General features: G+C 68.6%; 16 protein-coding genes and 2 pseudogenes. 8 read left to right on the forward strand and 10 right to left on the reverse strand.

Features of this window, described 5'->3' with window-relative positions:
- The 4 genes and pseudogenes from AC1DWC_RS12760 to AC1DWC_RS12775 form a co-directional block, all read right to left on the reverse strand.
- A pseudogene (locus tag AC1DWC_RS12760) lies at positions 1–2,443 on the reverse strand (amino acid adenylation domain-containing protein); the annotation flags it as partial.
- 720 nt (positions 2,444–3,163) lie between these two features.
- Entirely contained in the window at positions 3,164–3,901 is a 738-nt protein-coding gene (locus AC1DWC_RS12765) for an SDR family NAD(P)-dependent oxidoreductase (protein ID WP_477908920.1), read from the reverse strand.
- A gap of 11 nt (positions 3,902–3,912) precedes the next feature.
- The gene (locus AC1DWC_RS12770; RefSeq protein ID WP_477908526.1) at positions 3,913–4,920 is read right to left on the reverse strand and encodes a phosphotransferase family protein; all 1,008 of its coding nucleotides are present in this window, start codon (positions 4,918–4,920) and stop codon (positions 3,913–3,915) included.
- Positions 4,921–4,931: 11 nt separating this feature from the next.
- Entirely contained in the window at positions 4,932–6,140 is a 1,209-nt protein-coding gene (locus AC1DWC_RS12775; protein WP_477908528.1) for an acyl-CoA dehydrogenase family protein, read from the reverse strand.
- 179 nt (positions 6,141–6,319) lie between these two features.
- Here AC1DWC_RS12775 and AC1DWC_RS12780 point away from each other — a divergent pair, with 179 nt between their 5' ends.
- Positions 6,320–7,207 (forward strand): TetR-type transcription factor C-terminal domain-containing protein, encoded by an 888-nt coding sequence (locus AC1DWC_RS12780; protein ID WP_477908530.1) that lies wholly within the window; start codon positions 6,320–6,322, stop codon positions 7,205–7,207.
- 106 nt (positions 7,208–7,313) lie between these two features.
- Positions 7,314–7,601 (forward strand): hypothetical protein, encoded by a 288-nt coding sequence (locus AC1DWC_RS12785; RefSeq protein ID WP_477843651.1) that lies wholly within the window; start codon positions 7,314–7,316, stop codon positions 7,599–7,601.
- Here AC1DWC_RS12785 and AC1DWC_RS12790 read toward each other — a convergent pair.
- Both AC1DWC_RS12790 and AC1DWC_RS12795 read right to left on the reverse strand, forming a co-directional pair.
- Positions 7,549–8,421, reverse strand: a complete 873-nt coding sequence (locus AC1DWC_RS12790; protein WP_477908532.1) for an SDR family NAD(P)-dependent oxidoreductase — start codon at positions 8,419–8,421, stop codon at positions 7,549–7,551. The two genes, AC1DWC_RS12785 and AC1DWC_RS12790, sit on opposite strands and share 53 nt — an antisense overlap.
- A 23-nt stretch (positions 8,422–8,444) precedes the next feature.
- On the reverse strand, positions 8,445–8,909 hold the full coding sequence (locus AC1DWC_RS12795) for a MarR family winged helix-turn-helix transcriptional regulator (protein WP_477908534.1): 465 nt from the start codon (positions 8,907–8,909) through the stop codon (positions 8,445–8,447).
- A gap of 120 nt (positions 8,910–9,029) precedes the next feature.
- On the opposite strand from AC1DWC_RS12795, the pseudogene AC1DWC_RS12800 reads away from it, so the two are divergent.
- A pseudogene (locus AC1DWC_RS12800) lies at positions 9,030–9,504 on the forward strand (DUF4334 domain-containing protein).
- An 82-nt stretch (positions 9,505–9,586) separates the two neighbouring features.
- On the opposite strand, the gene AC1DWC_RS12805 reads toward AC1DWC_RS12800, so the two are convergent.
- Positions 9,587–9,952, reverse strand: a complete 366-nt coding sequence (locus AC1DWC_RS12805) for a nuclear transport factor 2 family protein (protein ID WP_477908536.1) — start codon at positions 9,950–9,952, stop codon at positions 9,587–9,589.
- Between the two features lie 137 nt (positions 9,953–10,089).
- Here AC1DWC_RS12805 and AC1DWC_RS12810 point away from each other — a divergent pair, with 137 nt between their 5' ends.
- Entirely contained in the window at positions 10,090–10,869 is a 780-nt protein-coding gene (locus AC1DWC_RS12810; RefSeq protein WP_477908538.1) for a helix-turn-helix domain-containing protein, read from the forward strand.
- Positions 10,870–10,900: 31 nt separating this feature from the next.
- Positions 10,901–12,433, forward strand: coding sequence for an MFS transporter (locus AC1DWC_RS12815; RefSeq protein ID WP_477908540.1), 1,533 nt, complete (start codon positions 10,901–10,903; stop codon positions 12,431–12,433).
- Positions 12,434–12,475: 42 nt separating this feature from the next.
- Here AC1DWC_RS12815 and AC1DWC_RS12820 read toward each other — a convergent pair whose 3' ends face one another.
- Positions 12,476–13,225, reverse strand: a complete 750-nt coding sequence (locus AC1DWC_RS12820; protein WP_477908542.1) for an enoyl-CoA hydratase-related protein — start codon at positions 13,223–13,225, stop codon at positions 12,476–12,478.
- Between the two features lie 34 nt (positions 13,226–13,259).
- Positions 13,260–14,156 (reverse strand): LysR family transcriptional regulator, encoded by an 897-nt coding sequence (locus AC1DWC_RS12825; protein ID WP_477908544.1) that lies wholly within the window; start codon positions 14,154–14,156, stop codon positions 13,260–13,262.
- Positions 14,157–14,306: 150 nt separating this feature from the next.
- Between AC1DWC_RS12825 and mmsB the strand changes: the two genes are divergently transcribed.
- Genes mmsB through mmsA form a run of 3 tightly spaced genes read left to right on the forward strand, consistent with a single transcriptional unit; the run spans position 14,307 to position 18,126 of the window.
- Positions 14,307–15,218 carry a 3-hydroxyisobutyrate dehydrogenase gene (mmsB, locus tag AC1DWC_RS12830; RefSeq protein ID WP_477908546.1) on the forward strand — a complete coding sequence of 304 codons (912 nt, stop codon included), beginning with the start codon at positions 14,307–14,309 and terminating at the stop codon, positions 15,216–15,218.
- On the forward strand, positions 15,215–16,600 hold the full coding sequence (locus AC1DWC_RS12835; protein WP_477843631.1) for an MFS transporter: 1,386 nt from the start codon (positions 15,215–15,217) through the stop codon (positions 16,598–16,600). The genes mmsB and AC1DWC_RS12835 overlap by 4 nt, the downstream gene beginning before the upstream one ends.
- Positions 16,601–16,650: 50 nt before the next feature.
- Positions 16,651–18,126: a CoA-acylating methylmalonate-semialdehyde dehydrogenase gene (gene mmsA, locus AC1DWC_RS12840; RefSeq protein WP_477908548.1), complete on the forward strand. Its 1,476-nt coding sequence runs from the start codon at positions 16,651–16,653 to the stop codon at positions 18,124–18,126.
- A 76-nt stretch (positions 18,127–18,202) separates the two neighbouring features.
- On the opposite strand, the gene AC1DWC_RS12845 is transcribed toward mmsA, so the two are convergent.
- On the reverse strand, positions 18,203–18,616 hold the full coding sequence (locus AC1DWC_RS12845) for a hypothetical protein (protein WP_477908550.1): 414 nt from the start codon (positions 18,614–18,616) through the stop codon (positions 18,203–18,205).
- Positions 18,617–18,769 lie beyond the last annotated feature (153 nt).

An 18,769-nucleotide genomic window follows, 5' to 3' on the forward strand; every position in this document is an offset into this window, starting at 1 on the left:
CTCGATCTCGCCGAGTTCGATCCGCAGACCACGCAACTTCACCTGGAAGTCCGTCCGACCGATGTAATCCAGCTCACCAGAGTCGTTCCAGAACACCAGATCACCAGTCCGGTACATCCGCTCACCGGACACCCCGAACGGGCTCGCCACGAAACGATCCGCCGTCAGATCACTGCGACCGACATACCCACGCGCCAACTGCACGCCCGCCAGGTACAACTCACCCGCCACACCCACCGGCACCGGCCGCAAGCGAGCATCCAACACGAACACCTGCGTGTTCCACACCGGCGCACCGATCGGCACACCCACCACATCCGCGGCAGTGACCTCGTGGAACGTCACATCCACCGCGGCCTCCGTCGGCCCGTACAGGTTGTGCAACCGCACCGCCGGAAGGATCTCCCGCAACCGCGCCGCGGTCTCCGCCGGCAACGCCTCACCCGACGCGAACACCTGCCGCAACGTCGCGCATTCCACCGCCGACGGCTCCGCCACGAACACCGCCAGCATCGACGGCACGAAGTGCATCGTCGTCACCGACTGCTCGACAACCACCTGCGCCAGGTACGCCGGATCCCGATGCCCGTCCGGCACCGYAACCACCAGACGCGCACCMACCTGCAACGGCCAGAACAACTCCCACACCGACACGTCGAACGTCACCGGCGTCTTCTGCAACACCACATCCTGTGCACCGAGGCCGTACTCCGCCTGCATCCACACCAGACGGTTCACGATCGCGCCATGCGTGACCGCGACACCCTTCGGCCGACCCGTCGAACCCGACGTGAAGATCACGTACGCCGCATTCGACGAATCCAACACCCCCAGCCGATCCGCATCCGCAATCGGCCCATCGGCATACCCCGACAGGTCCAACGCGTCGATCAACAGGACAGAACTGTCCCCCGCACCTTCGAAACCGTCACGCACCGTGGACAACACGCACACCGCTGCCGCCGTGTCGAGGATGTGACCGACCCGATCCGCCGGCTGATCCGGATCCACCGGCACGTACGCGCCGCCGGCCTTGAGCACCGCATAGACGCCGACCATCATCTCCAGCGACCGGCGCATCGCCAACGCCACCAACGACTCCGGCCCAACACCAACCGAAATCAAATGCCGCGCAAGACGATTAACCCGAACATCGAACTCCGAGTACGTCAGCGACTCACCCTCGAAGACCAACGCAACAGCATCCGGCGTCGCCGCCACCTGCGCCTCGAACATCGACACCAACGTGCCCTCGGGAACCGCACGGTCGGTGTAAGTCGACGTGAGTGCGGGTACCACCGACGCTCTGGTAGAAGTTGACGCCCAGGTCTTCGATGGTGCCGGTCGAGAGGATGTTGAACTCGCCCAACACAGGTCCGAGGGCCACCTCGTTGTGGAAGAGCATGATGTTCACCAGCGGACCGAGCAGGTCCCGCTGGACCGCACTGGCGGACGAGCCTCGGCGCATGTCCTCGTGCCGGTAGCGCTGGCGCCGCAGCGCACCCGAGACGGCGACCTGGACCTGGGTGAGGAGCTCCGCGATGGTGGTGTCGGTTCCAACGTGCAGCCTGAGCGGCACCACGTTGGACATCATGCCGCCGGACCGCCGGGCGGCGGCCGTCGTACGTGCGGTGACAGGCAGGCTCAGGATGACATCCTCGTTGCCCGAGACCTGTGCCAGATAGCTCGCGAACGCGGCGATCAGCATCCCCGCGGGCGATGAATTCTGCTCCGAGACCGCGGCGGAGAGCTGCGCGGCAAACTCGTCGGACAGCGCCGCGCTGGACACCCCGTTGACCGCCGACGGAGCCGCGGTCCGACCACTGAGGCTGGTGCCTTCCTCCAGGCCGGCGATCCGCTCGGCCCAGTACTCGCCGTCGGCGGTGAACCTCTCGCTCTCCCGGTAGGCCGTGTCCGACTTGTACAGCTCGCTCAGGTCCACCGCCTTCAAGGGCGCCGGCTCGCGGCCCTCGACCGCGGCCGAGTACAACTCGGCGACGCGCGTCATGAAGTTCATGGCGCCGAATCCGTCGAGGATGATGTGGTGGCAGCGCGAGTACCAGAAGTACCGGCTGTCCTCGATCCGTAGCACTGCGGCGACGATCAGTCGGTCTTCGAGGAGGTTGAGGGGGGCGCTGTAGTCGGCCCGCATCCACTCGTGAGCGGCCCGCTCAGGATCCTCTTCGCCCCGGAAGTCACGGAGCAGGAGCGAGTCGGCGATGCCGAGATCCACCATCTGGCAGGGCTGGCCGTCACGTTCGAGAATCCGCAGGAAGCCCGATCCGAACTCGGACGACCCGACGATGCTGGCCCGTTCGAGAGTGTCGATGTCGAGGTCACCGCGCATGTCGACGTACTGCGCGATGTTGATCGGCACGTCGGGATCGAGATGCTGGGCGTACCACATCCCGAGCTGGGCATGCGAGAGCGGGAATACCTCCATCGCGTCAACGTCGGTGGCGTGATCGGTGCCGTCGATTCCGTCGAACGCGGTCGGCTTCAACTGATTCCCCTTTTTTCGGAACAACCCGTGCGTCCCTGCAAATGCCCAGGCCAGAAGGTTGGTCTTGCCAACAAGGCCGAGGGCTACGGCAGACACGACGGGCCGAAGTCAGATTTCGTAGAGATTGAATCCGCTTCACAGCGGGATACGTACGCGCCCCGGGCGCGCAATCCATCGGCAGGTCAGTGGCACATCACGTGCCTACGCCGACTCCGGTCTGTCCGTGACTGTGCGCAGCCACCACTACCGCGGCAACCGCCGCGGTCCCCTGTATCTGACGCACGTCGATCCATTGTGTTCTCACAGATCGCCCTCCCGAAGAACAATCCAACCGTCAACAGGACGGCAACCCGATCACGACGAGGGCAGGACGCCACCGACCGCACGTGGCAACTTACCGCGTTAGCCGAGCTTTTCGAGGGCTTTTGAAAGTATCTCGGGCATGCGTCCAGGTGTCCGCCGACAACGCCGGGAAGAACACGAACGCCGTCCCGACCTGCCGCCAAGTGAATGGCGATTCGCGCAGGTCAAGACGGCGTCGAGGGGACTACTAGCGAGTTGGGTAAACATCACAATATGATTGTGATTATGTCACAGGCCCACGGCCTCGCCTCAAAGCTTCTCCGGATGCCGGAGATTTACTGACGGTGTACTAGAGGGTCAGGCGTGAAGCCCGTCTGTGCCCGCCCGAGTCATCACGATGTTCGGGACGACGGCCCGCGAGGAGAGGCGGAGCAAAGACTCGGCAACCTCCACGATGTCGTTCACCTCGAGCATCTGCTCGGCCGGGATTCGGTCGTGGATCCATGCGCTCATGTCGGTGTCGACGTACCCGGGCGCAATCGTGGTGGCGCTGACGCCGTTGCCCGACTCCTCCGCGTTGAGCGTCTGGACCAACGAGATCAGCGCGGCCTTGGTCGCGCCGTACACAGCCAGGCCGTGCTCGGCGTAGACCCCGGCGATCGAGGCCAGCGCGATCACCTTGGCGCCGCGTCCCGGGTCCGCCTCGGCGCCCTTGCGCAGCAGCGGCAGGCACTGCTGCAGCAGCTGGAACGGGGCGCGCAGGTTCACGTCGAGGGTCTTGTCGAACCGCCTCATCGGGTACTCGGCGACGGTCCCCGCGGTACCGACGCCAGCGTTGAGGATCAGCGCCTTCATCGGGCCGAGCCGGTCCGCGTGCACCTGAGTGAGCCGTCGGACAGCGTCCTCGTCGGCCATGTCACCGGCCACCGGGACCACCTCGGGCGCGCCCGCCGCACGGAGTTCGGCAGCCACCACGTCGAGCCGCTCGGCGTCGCGCGCCGTGACGGTCAGCGAGTAGCCGAGACTCGCGAGCCGGTGGGCGATGCCCAGCCCGATCCCGCGGGAGGCGCCGGTGACCAGCGCGGTGTGGACGATCCGGGACTCGCTCATGCCGATACTCCTTCCAGGGCACGCAGCCCAGCGGTGATGAACTCCGGCGTCGCGTCCGCCGCCTTCTCCGCGCCACTGCCGGAATCGGAGCCCTGCAGCGCGCGGTGGGTGATGCCCTCGCCGACCACGGCGAGCTTGAAGTTCGCGAGCGCCATGTAGAAGCTCCAGTCGCCGAGATCGCGGCCCGACGCCACGGCGTAGGTCTGCGCGAGCTCGTCCGCCGACGGCAGCCGATCACTGGTCCAGGCGGCCTTCGTACCGAGCAGCAGGTCGAAGGCAGGGTTCCGGTACACGCACATCAGAGCCACGTCGGTGAGCGGGTCCCCGAGGGTCGAGAGCTCCCAGTCCACCAGTGCGCGGACCGCGGTGGGGTCGGCGGCGTCGAGGATGGTGTTGTCGATCCGGTAGTCCCCGTGCACGATGGACGCCTCCGAGTGCTGCGGGATCGACGCGGCCAGGCGCGCATGCAGCTTCGCGACGTCCGGCAGCTCACGCGTCTTGACCCGCTCCCACTGCTTCGCCCACAGCGCCACCTGACGAGCGAGGAAGCCCTCGGGACGGCCGAACTCGCCGAGACCGGCCGCCCGGTAGTCCACGTCGTGCAGTGCCGCCAGCACCCGGACCAGTTCGCCGGCATTGCCCGCGACCTGCTCGTCGGTGAGCGCGGCGAGGTCGTCCTGGTCCCGCACCACCAGACCGTCGACGAACTCGACGACGGTGGTCGGCGCGCCCAGGGCCGTCCCGTCGGCGTCGAACGCCACCGTTCGCGCCACCGGGATCCCGGTGCCCTGCAGACCGTTGGTCACCGTGTACTCGCGTGCCATGTCGTGCGCGGAGGGCGTCAGTCCGCTGACCGGCGGTCGGCGGACCACCCACGAGGAGCGGTCGTCGAAGGCCTTGAAGGTCAGGTTCGAGCGTCCGCCGCTGATCAGTTCCACCCGCAGGTCGCCGTGCAGTTCGATGCCCTCGGCAACCAGGTACCGCTGCAAGGCGGCGACATCCATCCCCGGCAGGTTCATCGTGCGTCCGCCTGTGCGCGCTTGGCCGCACCGACGACGCGCTTGGCGATCGCCCAACGGTGCACCTCGGAGGGGCCGTCGTAGACCCGGAACGGCCGCACCTCACGGGAGAGCCGGGCCAGCGGCAGGTCGCCGGAAACGCCCATCCCACCGCACATCTGGACGCTGCGGTCCACGATCCGGAAGATCGCCTCGGCCGCATAGGTCTTGGCGATGGAGGTGGAGTTCGACGCGTGCTCGCCGCGGTCGAGCTCCCAGCAGGCACGCACCAGCAGCGCGCGCGTCGCGGCAATGTCGATCTCGTTGTCCGCGACCATCTTCTGGATCATGCCGAGGTCTCCGAGCTTCGATCCGAAGCCCTCTCGCTTGGCGACGTAGTCGACGGCGACGTCGTGGCCGCGGCGGGCGGCACCCAGCCAGCGCATCACGTGCGTCATCCGCGCCGGCCCGAGCCGCACCTGGGCGTACTCGAAGCCGCGGTCCACCTCGCCGAGCACGGCGCTGTCCGGCACCAGCAGGTCCTCGAAGAACACCTCGCAGTGCCCGCCGATCATCGAGCGGTCCAGAGTGTCGATGTGACGGCCGACCCGGATGCCGGGCGTGTCCGCGGGCGCGAGGAACATCGTGGCCCCGCCGCGCTGACCGGGCTCTCCTGAGGTGCGGGCCATGATGATGAAGAACCCGGCGCCGTCCGCGCCGGTGATGAAGAACTTGCGGCCGTTGATCCGCCAGCCGCCGTCGGCCCGGACGGCCCGGGTGTTCAGTGCCGACGGGTCGGAGCCGGCGCCGGGAGCGGGCTCGGTCATCGCGAAGGCCGACCGGACCTCGCCGCGGGCCAGCGGCGCGAGGTACTGCTCGCGCTGCTCGGGGTTGGCGATGTGCGCCAGCATGTGCACGTTGCCCTCGTCCGGCGCGGCGATGTTCAGCGCGACAGGACCGAACAGCGAGTAGCCGGCCTCCTCGAACACCGGGGCGCGGTCGGACATGTTCAGGCCGTGGCCGCCGAACTCGACGGGCGCGTGCGGCGCGAAGACCCCGGCGGCCTTCGCCGCGGCCTGCATCCGGACCCGCAGCTCGTCGCCGCCGGCCTCGGTGATGTCGCCGCCGAACTCGTCCTCGATCGGCAGCACCACGTCGCGGGTGAACTCCCGGGTCCGCTTGATCAGGTCCGCGGTCTCGCCGGAATACGCCAGGTCGATTGCCACGTTCTCTCCTTACTCCGGAAACGCCGAACGCTCGTTCCACTTCCATGTCTTCCCGACCACGTTCTCATCCGAGATCAGCCCTGTCAACACGCAACTTTCGTTCGATGCACGACAATGCCCGAAACCAAGTGTTCAGGATTCCTGATACATTGCAGATCCGAACACCGAGAGGAGGGCACATGCCCGGACGACCGCCGCTGCCCGAAGCCCTCAGGGCGGCCCGCACCGAGCGCGGGCTCTCACTGCGCGAGTTGGCGTCCCGGATCGCGGTCAGCCCCGCCACCCTCAGCGCCATCGAGAACGGCCGGACCGGGGTGTCCGTCGACCGGCTCGTGGAACTGGCCGAGGCACTGGAGGTACCGGCCGAGCTGCTGCTGGGCGGCGCCGCCTCAACCGAACGCCCCGCCGCGCCCGCCCGCCGAATGCGCACTTCCCGGACCAAACCCACTGGAACGCCGACGACAACTGCACACTCGGCGGCCGCCTGGCGCGAGTTTCCCGCGCTCGAGCTCGACCCGGTACTGGCCGCCGCGATCGAGGCATTCGTCGAGACCGGGTACCACGGCGCCACCATGCGCGCGCTGGCCGCCCGGGCCGGGGTGAGCGCGCCCGGCGTGTACCACCACTACCGCGACAAGCAGGAACTCCTCGTCCGCGCGCTCGACCTGACGATGGACGAGATCCACTGGCGGGCGCGCGCGGCCCTCGCCGAGGGCGAGACCACCGTCGCCCGGGTCGGCCTCGCGGTGGAGGCGCTCGCGCTCTACCACACCCACCGGCGGGAGCTGGCCTTCATCGGCGCCAGCGAGATGCGCAGCCTGGACCCGCCGAACCGGGACCGGATCCGCGACTCCCGAAACGCGGTTCAGCACCTCCTCGACGCCGAGATCGAGGTCGGGGTGGCGGCGGGTGACTTCACCACCGCGCACCCGCGCGACGCCGGGAAGGCCATCGTGACGATGTGCACGTCGCTGCCCCAGTGGTTCCGGATCGGCGGCCCGTCCACGCCCGAGCAGATCGCCGCCGAGTACGCGAAATTTGCCCTCACGCTGCTCGGAATGCGCTGACGAAGGGGGGCGAACCCCACCCCTTGGGTCCCTGTCCGGCCGGGCCCGTGTCGCCCATATTTGTTGGAGTCCACCTGGGCAGACACCACAACCGAAGGGCCACCCCATGATCTCTCGAACCGCCAAGACGCTCGCCGCCTCGATCCTCGTCGCCGCGGGACTGATCGGTGCCCAGGCCGCCGTCGCGAATGCGGCAATCCGCACGAACCCGGACGGCACCACGACCACCGTGTGCGTCTACGACGGCAAGGACTACAGCGTCGGTTCCAAGATCTACCACCCGGACGGCACCTACCAGCTGTGCCGGGCCGACGGCACGTGGTTGCGAACCACCCCGCCCGTCAAGAAGTACGGGATCGAACGAGTGCCCGCCCCGGCACGCGCACTCGGGTAAACCCCCGACGACCGGAGCGGCCCACCACACGTGCTGTGGTGGGCGCGACCCAGGTCTCGGCGACGCTGATGGAGCCACCGTGCACGTTGAAGATCCGTCCGGTGATGCCGTCCGACTCCGGGGACCCCAGCCAGACCACCGTCGGCGAGATGTTCTCGGGCGCGGCCGCGTCGAAACCGGTGCGCTCCTTCTCCGCCTCCGCCGCGGCGACGAACGCCTCCAGGCCGGCGGTCATCTGGGTCAGCGCGGTCGGGGCGATGGCGTTGACGGTGACCCCGAGCCGGGCCAGTTCGTCGGCGAGGATCACGGTGAACGCCGCGATGCCGGCCTTCGCCGCGCCGTAGTTGGCCTGGCCGAGGTTTCCGTAGAGACCCGACGGCGACGAGGTGTTGATGATCCGCGGGTGCGCGACCGGCGTCCCGGCCTTGGACTGCTCGCGCCAGTACGACGCCGCGTGCTGCGACGGCGCGAAGGTGCCGCGCAGGTGCACGCGCATGACGTCGTCCCACTGGTCGACGGTCATGTTCACGAACATCTTGTCGCGCAGGATGCCCGCGTTGTTCACCAGGACGTGAATGGTGCCGAAGGCGTCGATCGCGCTGCGGATCAGCCGTCCCGCACCGTCGAAGTCGGAGATGTCGTCCTTGTTCGCAATGGCCTCGCCACCGAGAGCCTTGATCTCCTCGACGACGGCCTCGGCGGGACCGAGGTCGTTGACCACGACCTTGGCGCCCTGCCTGGCGAATTCGAGTGCGTGCTCACGGCCGATACCGCCCGCCGCCCCGGTCACCACGACGACGCGTCCCTCGTTGATACCCATTCGTGCTCTCCTCGGTGCTTCGGTCAGTCCCGGGGCCAGTTCAGCCCCTGGCGCTCCTCGATCTTCTCGTTCAACTTCCGCAGCAAGGTAACCAGATCCCGGCGATCCTGGTCGTCCCAGTCCGAGACAAGGGAGGTCACGCCCTCCACGTTCTGGTCGCGGTCCGAGCGCAATGCCGCCAGCCCGCGTTCGGTCGGACGCAGCCTGCGGGCCGTGCCGCCGTCCGCGTCGGCGATGCGCTCGGCCAGTCCCTGACGCACCAGCGCGGCGGTCTGACGGTTGACGGTGGACACGTCGAGACCGAAGGCCTCGGACAGCTCCCGCAGCGTCATCGGCTCGCCTATCTCGAGGCGGGAGAGCAACAGGTACGCGGACCTGTCCAGGGCGCGATCCGGCATCCGCCACTGGGACACGAGGGCCGTGTGCCGCGCCATCAGCGTCAGCTCACGCTCGAGCCCGCGGCCCGCATCGATCGAATCTGAATCCATCACGTCCATCTTCGCATCCCGGTCCCACCGGTCGGGCAGGTGGATTCGCCGGGTTCGTGTCCTTGCCGCCACGCCCCCGACGAGGCGTAGCCTCCACAGACCCAACCAGAGGAGTCGTCGATGGATGTCGAGCAGGCCCGCAACAAGTTTCAGGAACTCCGCGCACAGTCCGAGGGCGTCTCTCCCAGCGATCTCGATGCCGTCTGGGCGGCATTGGACGTCGTGGCCGCAGCCGACATCCTGGGTACCTGGAAGGGAGCCGTGTTCCAGACCGGACATCAGCTCTGCACGATTCTCCCCGCCAGCGGCTGGCACGGGAAGACCTTCCACTCGGTCCTCGACGCCAAGCCCCTGATGTGCCGGGACGACGAGGGGCAACCTCTACTCCAACGTCAAGCTCGGCAAGGGCGAGGCCAGCCTGTGGAACATCGAGTTCCGGGGCGAGGTGACCGCGACCATGGTCTACGACGGCAAGCCGATCTTCGACCACTTCAAGAGGGTCGACGAGAACACCCTGATGGGAATCATGAACGGCAAGCCCGAGGCCGTGCTCGACAACGGCCGGCACTTGTATTTCCTGCTCGAAAGAGACTGAGCAGCATCTGCATCCGGGCCGTCGGGGGCCGCAGCGAGGGCGACGGCGATCCGGGGCGGGCAGGTGCGCCCGCCCCGGCGGCTCATGCCGTCGGCACCTTGTCCAGGAAACCGAGGACCAGCGCCAGTCGGCCGCTGCCGTCGAGTTCGGCGACGTCGAATCCGTCGATCAGCGAGTCCTCGCCCGGAACGCCCAGTCGCCACGCGAATCGAGCCTGCTCGTGGTGGGTGTCGATCGGGCCGGCCAGGGCGAACCGCAGGCCCGGGAACTGTTGCTGCACCGCACCGACCATCGAGTCGATCTGGTCGTGTCCCACCGCAACGCCGAGCGGGTCCACGTACCTGGACCCGGCCGCGAAGACCTGCTCGACCCGGTCGCGCCGGGCCGCGGGATCTGTTTCGTTCCACATGTCGATGTACGCGGTTGCCAGTTCGGTGAAGTCGCTCATGATGATTCCTTCCGAGGGTGTGATCCGGCGGCTCTGGTTCGCTCGCCGGCTGCCTCCACTCTGCGGCGCCCGCCGACGCCAGTCGATTACCTCTGAGGTAATCGTGAGGGCGACCGGACCTCGCTAGGTTGAGCCGTGTGACAGACACGGGAACCTCGCGACCGGTCGGCTCGATACTCAGGGACTGGCGGGAACGGCGCAGGCTCACTCAGCTGGGCCTCTCGTCACAGTCCGGTGTGTCCGCGCGTCATCTCAGCTTCATCGAGACGGGCCGGGCGCGGCCGACCAGGGCAATGATCATTCGGCTGTCGGAATGCCTGGAAGTACCACTGCGCCAGCGCAACACGATGCTCCTGGCCGGCGGTCACGCACCTGCCTACCCGCAGAACCGGCTACCCGACGCGCCGATGTCGGCCGTCAACGACGCGATCAACCGGATCCTCGACGCGCACACCCCCTACCCGGCAGTGGTCGTCGACCGCCATTGGGACCTGGTCGCGGGCAACCCTGCCGTCGAGGTGCTCACAGCCGGCTCGGCGCCGCATCTGCTCGAACCCCCCGTCAACGTGCTGCGGCTCAGCCTGCACCCGGACGGCATGGCGCCCCGGATCGCGAATCTCGGGCAGTGGCGCGGCCACCTGCTGGCTCGACTGCACCGGGAAGCCGACGCCACCGCGGACCCGGAGTTGGCACAGCTCCTCGACGAGTTGCGCGGCTACCCGGGAGAGGAGGAGATCGGCGAGACCGACACCTCGGCGCTACTGGTTCCGCTGCGGATCCGGAGCGACGGCGCCGAACTGTCCATGTTCAGCACGACCACCGTCTTCGGCACCCCGCGCGACGTCACGCTCGCGGAGATCGCGATCGAATCGTTCTACCCGTCTGACTCCGCGACCGCGGACTTCTTCCGCCGCTAGTCGTCGCAACGTCGCGGACGGAGAGCGAAGGATGTGTATCGTACACATCCTTGCGTTCATTGACTTGCCTTTCGTAGCACCAGAGAAGAGATCCGTAGTGACCATTTCGGCACCCAGCGGCACGGAGACCTCCCGCTCCCCGCGCATAGTCCTGGCAATCCTCGCGTTCAGCGGCATCGTCGTCTCGTTGATGCAGACCCTCGTCGTCCCTTTGATCCACGCCCTGCCCGAGCTGCTGGACACCGACACCGCGACCGCGTCCTGGGTGATCACCTCGACACTGCTCGCGGCCGCCGCCGTCACACCGGTGGCGGGACGCCTCGGGGACATGTTCGGCAAGCGCCGGATGATCCTGATCAGCATGGCGTTCCTCGTCGCCGGCTCCGTGGTGTGCGCGCTGGGCGACTCGGTCACCGCGGTGATCGTCGGCCGCGCACTGCAGGGCGCGGCCACCGGCGCGATCCCGCTCGGCATCTCGATCCTGCGCGACGAACTGCCGCGCGAGAAGGTCGGCGGCGCGATCTCGGTGATGAGCTCGACGATGGGCGTCGGCGGCGCCGTCGGCATGCCGCTCGCCGCCTTCACCGCACAGAACTACGACTGGCACACGCTGTTCTGGGCATCCGCGGTTCTCGGCACGCTGGTCGCGGCAGCGGTCGCGATCGCGGTTCCTGAGTCGTCGGTCCGCAACCCCGGACGCTTCGACTACCTCGGCGCCATCGGCCTGACGGTCGGCCTGGTCTCGCTGCTGCTCCCGATCACCAAGGGCGCCGACTGGGGCTGGACCAGTGTTCCCACCCTCGGACTGCTGGGCCTGTCGGTCGTCGTCTTCGCCGCCTGGTGTGTGACGGAGCTGCGCACCCCGGAGCCCCTCGTCGACCTTCGGGTGTCGGCGTCGCGGCCGGTGCTGCTCACCAACGTCGCGTCGGTCCTGACCGGATTCGCCATGTACGCAACGTCGTTGACGGTTCCGCTGCTGCTGCAGCTGCCGCCGGAGACGGGATACGGGCTCGGTAAGTCGATGGTCGTCGCGGGCCTGTGCATGGCCCCCGGGGGCATCGTGATGATGCTGCTCTCCCCCGTCTCGGCGCACCTGACCAACAGGTACGGTCCGCGCACCACCCTGATGGTCGGCACCGTGGTGATCGCCTCCGGCTACCTGATCGGCGCCGTGCTGATGAACGCAATGTGGCAGATCGCCCTCGTCGCGACGATCATCGGCGCCGGCATCGGCATCTCCTATGCGGCCATGCCCGCGCTGATCATGGGCGCGGTACCACTGAAGGAGACGGCCGCGGCCAACGGACTCAACTCGCTGATGCGGATGATCGGAACCTCGTTCGCGAGCGCCGTCATGATCCTCGTGCTGACCGGCATGACGATGTCGCTGGGTCCCACCGAGGTGCCCACACACAAGGCCTTCGTCGTGACGTTCCTGATCGGCGCCGGCGCCGCCCTGTGCGCCCTGCTGGTGGCCGCGTTCATCCCGCGACGCGTCCGACTGGACGCCGCGGCCACCCCCGTCCCGGCGGCCGCGGAACCCGCGCCCGCGCCCGCGCACTGACCTGACCGGGGTCGGCGACCGGCGCCGACCCGTCGGGGCGGGCTAATTCCCGGTCCAGTTCGGCGACCGCCGCTCGAAGAAGGCATCGATCCCTTCGCGCATGTCCGCCGACGCGGTCACCACCGCCTTGGCCCGCTCGGTGACCTCCCACCCGGCGATGTCGGAGTCGGCAGTGAGCGCGTGAACGGCCCGCAGGCTCTCTCGGACCGAGACCGGCGACGACAGGCAGATCCGCTCGGCCATCCGCAGCGCCGCGTCGAGCGCCGCACCCGGCTCGGTGACCTCGTTGACCACCCCGAGTCCGTACGCCCGGTCGGCGCCGAGGGTGTTGCCGGTGATCAGCAGCTCCCGCGCCACATTGACGGGCAGGGCCCGCGGCGCACGGAAGAGCGCACCGGACGTCGCGACCAGACCCCGCAGCGACTCCGGCAGCCCGAACACCGCGTCACGAGCGGCGACGACGAGGTCGCAGGCCAGCGCGATCTCGAAGCCGCCGCCGAGCGCCTGCCCCTCCACCGCCGCGATCAGCGGGGTGCTGCGTTCGCGCCGGATGATCCCGTACTCGCCGCCGCGTGGGGTGAGTGGCCCCGAGCCCTCCTTGATGTCGGTGCCCGCACAGAACACGGTCGGCGTCCCCGTCAGGACGCCGACCCAGAGGTCGGGGTCGTCGTCGAGGCGGTTGAGCGCGGTGTCGATACCCACGGCCATTGCCTCGTTGATGGCGTTGCGCTTGTCCGGGCGCTCGAGACGGATCACGAGCACCCGCCCGCGAACCTCCTGCCGTACCTGCATCTGATTCCCTTCCGTCGTCACCACTGGTCCGTCGTCACCACTGGGGCACCAGCTCCGCCTGACGCTCCACGACCATCTCCCGGATTGCCTGCATGACGGTGGCCGCCGCGGGCCGGCGCAGCCGCCGCGGCCCCAGGCACGCGGTGAACTCCAGGTTGATCGCCACGTCCGACGCCAGCACCCGGCGCAACGTGGGCTCGCGCTCGGCCACGAACGCCGGCAGCAGCCCGATCCCCGCACCCGACAGCGTCGCCATCGTCTGCACCTGCACGTTGGTCGAGCCGAAGGTCACCTGGTGACGCCCGGTCAGCCGGGTCAGCACGTCGAGGTCCTCCACCCGCAACAGGCCCTCGATGTAGTAGACCAGCGAGTGCCCCGCCAGCTCCTCCAAGGTCCGCGGCAGGCCGCGTTCGGACACGTACTCGTCCGAGGCGTAGAGCCCCAACCGGTAGTCCGTGAGTTTCTCGGCCCCCGGACGCCCGACCACCGGCTCGCCGACCCCTATCTCGATGTCGGCACCGATGCCGTAGGCGCCCAGCCGCGTCTGGGTGACGATCTCCACCAGGAGGTCGGGGTTGATCCTGTGCAGTTCTGCCATGAGCGGCGCCACGAACAGCGCCCCGAAGGCATCGGTCGTGGCGATCCGCACCAGCCCGGACAACTCCCGCTCGCGTGGCGTGGTGCTGGCCAGGTCGCGCACCTCGGTCAGGGCCGACTCGATCTGTTCGCACGACTCGAGCAGGCTGTGGCCGAGGTCGGTGAGCGTGCAGCCGCTGACACCGCGGACCAGCAGTGGTGCCCGCAACTCGGACTCCAGGACCGACATCCGGCGCGACACGGTCGCGTGGTTGAGCCCGAGTGCGGACGCGGCCCCGACGAGCGAACCGCAGCGGGCGATCTCGAGCAGCACCACCAGGTCGTCGGCGCGCATCTGAATCTCCTCACCGGCCCCACCTGCTGTGCAGTTCTGCACAGCACGTGTACCAAAGAGGGCCTTTCCTGAGGATGTAACCTAGCTCACTCTTCTAGGCAGCAGCTGCGGCGGTCACCCCCACGCGGCACTCGACAGAAGGGCACCAGCGTGAAGATCTGTTGGATCGGTCTCGGCAACATGGGCTTGCCGATGGCCACACACCTGCACACCGCAGGACACGACGTGATCGGCGTCGACCTCTCCCCAGACGCCCGCGATGCGGCCGTCGCCGCGGGCCTGCGCACCGCAGACTCCGCCGCGACGGCGGCCGACGGCGCCGACGCGGTCGTCACCATGTTGCCCAAGGGTGCACACGTCCGGGCCGCGCTGCTCGAGTCCGGAACTCTGGACGCGGCCGACGCCGACGCCCTGGTGCTGGACTGCTCGACGATCAGCGCCACCGAGGCCCGCGAGGTCGGCGCGGCCGTCGCCGCCACCGGTCGACGCTTCCTGGACGCGCCGGTTTCCGGCGGCATCGCAGGCGCCCAGAACGCCGCCCTCACATTCATGGTCGGCGGCACGTCCGCCGACCTGGACGCTGCCCGCCCGCTGCTGGAACTGATGGGCGCCCGCACCTTCCACGCGGGCGAGACAGGCGCAGGTCAGAGCGCCAAGATGGTGAACAACATGATGCTCGCGATGAACATGCAGAGCACCTGCGAGGCCGCGGTGCTGGCCGAGCGCCTGGGCATCACGCCGCAGACGGTCATCGACATCGCCGGGGTTTCCACGGGCGACAGTTGGGCCCTGCGCAACTACTACCCCGTCGCCGGGCCTGTCGCCTCCGCCCCCTCGAACCGCGACTTCACCGGCGGGTTCTCCGTCGCGCTGATGCGCAAGGACCTGGGCCTCGCCCTCGATGCGGCGGCCGCGCACGGCGTCGACACCACCGCCACCGCCGAGGTGGCACGGCGCCTCGAGGGCCTCATCGCCGACGGCCGCGGGTCGCTCGACTTCTCCTCGCTGATCCACCTGGTCGACGGCACCGCCCCGGCCGCGAGCGTCGGCGGCGCCCGATGACCGCCCAGCTGAGCCCGCCCGCCGACCAGGCCCCGGCCGCGGTCGAGACGACGACCGGGACGCCGCGCGGATTCCACCGGATCGTGGCCGCATCCATGGCCGGCACCGTCGCCGAGTGGTACGAATTCTTCCTCTACGGCATGGCGGCCGCGCTGGTCTTCGGTCACGTCTTCTTCAAGGCCACCGGCAACCCGCTCGACGGTGTCATCGCGGCGTTGCTGACCTATGCCATCGGTTTCATCGCCCGCCCCATCGGCGGCATCATCTTCGGCCACTACGGCGACAAGTTCGGCCGCAAGAAGCTCCTGCAGATCTCGTTGCTGATGATCGGCGCCTCGACCTTCCTGATCGGCGCCATCCCGAGCTTCGACCAGATCGGCTACCTGGCCCCGGTGATCCTGGTGCTCCTGCGCTTCGCTCAGGGCATCGCCATCGGCGGCGAATGGGGCGGCGCGGTGCTGCTGGTCGCCGAGCAGAGCCCGGCGAACCGCCGCGGTTTCTGGTCCAGCTTCCCGCAGGCGGGCGCGCCGCTCGGCAACGTCGTCGCGACCCTCGTGCTGCTGTTCCTGTCGTTCGTGATGCCCGAGGACGACTTCCTGTCCTGGGGTTGGCGACTGGCGTTCTTCTTCTCGGCGTTCATCGTGCTGATCGGCTGGTTCATCCGCACCAAGGTCGAGGACTCGCAGATCTTCCAGGAGGCCACCCAGGAGCAGCCGCAGGCCGAGAACACGTGGAAGGCAATCCAGCGCGTCTTCCGGGCCCGTCCGCGTGAGGTCCTGACGGCGATGGGCGCCCGGGTGATCGAGAACATCCTCTACTACATGGTGGTCACGTTCTCGCTGACGTACCTGAGTGTGCAGCTGAAGGTGGACACCTCCACGATCCTCACCCTGATGCTGATATCGCACGTCATCCATGCCGGCATGATCCTGCTGTTCGGCTGGATGTCGGACAAGCTGGGCCGCCGGCCGGTCTACCTGGTCGGTGCCGTCCTCGCCTCCCTCTACTGCTTCGTCGCGTTCCCCTTGATGGACACCAAGTCCGACGCACTCATCCTGTGCGCCATCACGATCGGCCTGATCATCCACGCGATCATGTACGCCCCGCAGCCCGCGATGATGGCCGAGATGTTCCCCACCCACATGCGCTACATCGGCGTCTCGATGGGCGCCCAGGTCACCGCGATCTTCGCCGGCTCGCTCGCCCCCGTCATCGCCACCCTGCTGCTGCGGACCTACGGCAGCTGGGTCCCCATCGCCATCTACGTCGGTGTGGCGGGCCTGATCTCGATCGTCGCGGTGCTGTTCATGCGCGAGACCAAGGGCTCCTCGCTGGCCACGCTGGACGAGGAGCATCGCGAGCGCTTCGGCACCACCCTCTGACACCCCCTTCCAAATTCTTGAATCCACTTGACCCGAAAGGTATCCAAGCCATGCGCACCATCCACCACTGGATCAACGGCGCCCCGGTCTCCGGCAGCGACCTCATCGACGTGACCAACCCCGCGACCGATCAGCCCATCGCCACCGTGCCGATGGCCGACACCGACACCGTGACCGCGGCACTCGCCGCGGCCTCAGACGCCTTCGACGACTGGTCGCAGACCACCCTCTCCCGGCGCGCCCAGGTGTTGTTCCGCTTCCGGGACCTGCTCGTGGAGAACCGATCCGAGCTGGCCGCCCTCATCACCCAGGAGCACGGCAAGACGCTCGACGACGCCGCGGGCGAGATCTCCCGGGCCGCTGACTCGGTTGAGTTGGCCTGTGGTGGACCGGCGCTCGTGCGCGGCGGGACGTCGCTGCAGACCGGACCCGACATCGACACCAAGTCGGTGCTGCACCCGCTCGGCGTCTGCGTCGGGATCACCCCGTTCAACTTCCCCGCGATGATGGGCATGATGATGGTCTCCGTCGCACTGGCGTCGGGGAACACCTTCATCTGGAAGCCGAGCGAGCAGGACCCGGGTGTCTGCATCCGGATCGCCGAACTGTTCACGGAGGCCGGGCTGCCCGACGGCGTGCTCAACGTGGTGCACGGTCGCCAGGACACAGTCGAGCGCCTCATCGACGACCCGCGGACCGAGGCCGTCGCGTTCGTCGGCTCGAGCCAGGTCGCGCAGATCGTCTACTCCCGCGCCGCGGCGGCGGGCAAGCGGGTACAGGCCTTCGGCGGCGCCAAGAACCACATGATCGTGATGCCCGACGCGGACCTCGACGTGGTCGCCGACCAGCTGACTTCCGCCTGTTTCGGGGCCGCGGGCCAGCGCTGCATGGCGATCTCGGTCGCGGTGGTGGTCGGCGAGAGCGCCGAGCCGCTGCTGGCGAAGCTGGCAACGCGGGCCGAGGAGGTCCGGCTCGGCCCGGGCGACGGCGACGACACCGAGGTCGGACCGGTTGTCAACCGGCAGTCACAGGAGCGCATCCAGGCCGCGGTCAAGGAGGCGATCGCCGGTGGTGCCCGCGCCGTGGTGGACCGCAGTGCCGAGGTGGTACCCGGCTTCGAGAGCGGCTACTTCGTCGGCCCGACCGTGCTCACCGACGTCGAGGGGTCCTCCGCCGCCTACCAGGAGGAGCTCTTCGGCCCCATCCTGGTGGTGCTGCGCGTCGACTCCCTGGGCGACGGTCTCGAGCTGATCCGCAGCCACCGCTACGGAAACGGCGCATCGATCTTCACCCGGGACGGCGCCGCCGCCAACGAGTTCGAGCGCCGCGCCTCGGCCGGCATGATCGGTGTCAACGTGGCCATTCCCGTTCCGGTTGCCGCGTACGCGGTGCAGGGCTGGAAGGACTCCGCCTACGGCGACACCGGACTGAACAATGCTTCGTGGAGCTTCTACACCCGCCCGAAGTACGTCACCTCGCGCTGGGACAGCGTGGCCGGCACCGATTTCGGGTTCCGCCCGAACTGACCGATCTCGAGTGACGAGGCCGGGCCCCACCGAAGTTCGGTGGGGCCCGGCCTGGTCCGTTGCTCCGCAAGCACGCTCAGCCGGCCGCCGGGTCGTCGTCCGGGACGGAGTCGGGCATGCCCTCGCCGTAGCGGTCGAGGATGTCGGCGACCGGCCGGCCCCACCGCTCGTGCGCCGACTGTCGTGTCATCCCCGCGGCGCGGCCGATGGTGGCCCAGGTGACGCCGGAGCCCCGCAGGCCCACCACCGTCTCCACCGCGTCGATGCCGGCGGCCAGCTGGATCCGGAAGCACGCGAGCTGCCAGGCCAGCTGTCGCCTCGCGGGAAGGTCGGTGCCCTCCTCGGCGAGCCACTCCTCGGTTCCCGGCAGCGGACCGGTACCCACCAGCAGGTCGGCCTGGCGCCCGGCCTCGACCACGCCGGCGTGGACCGTGGCGACGGCGGCCGCGGCAACGTCCGCCGTGAGCGCCCTCTCGATCTGGTCGTCCATCGTGCTCACCCTTCACTCGATGAATTGCGTCAGGTAAACCCTGACACTGCGGGCCAGCTCGTGTCAAGAGTTACCTGACGCCGGATATTCGGGCGCCCGCGTTGTCCGCAAGATCGTCGGCCATGCCGACGCCACGCCACCGAGCACCGCAAT

This window comes from Rhodococcus sp. P4_C10, assembly GCF_056402135.1.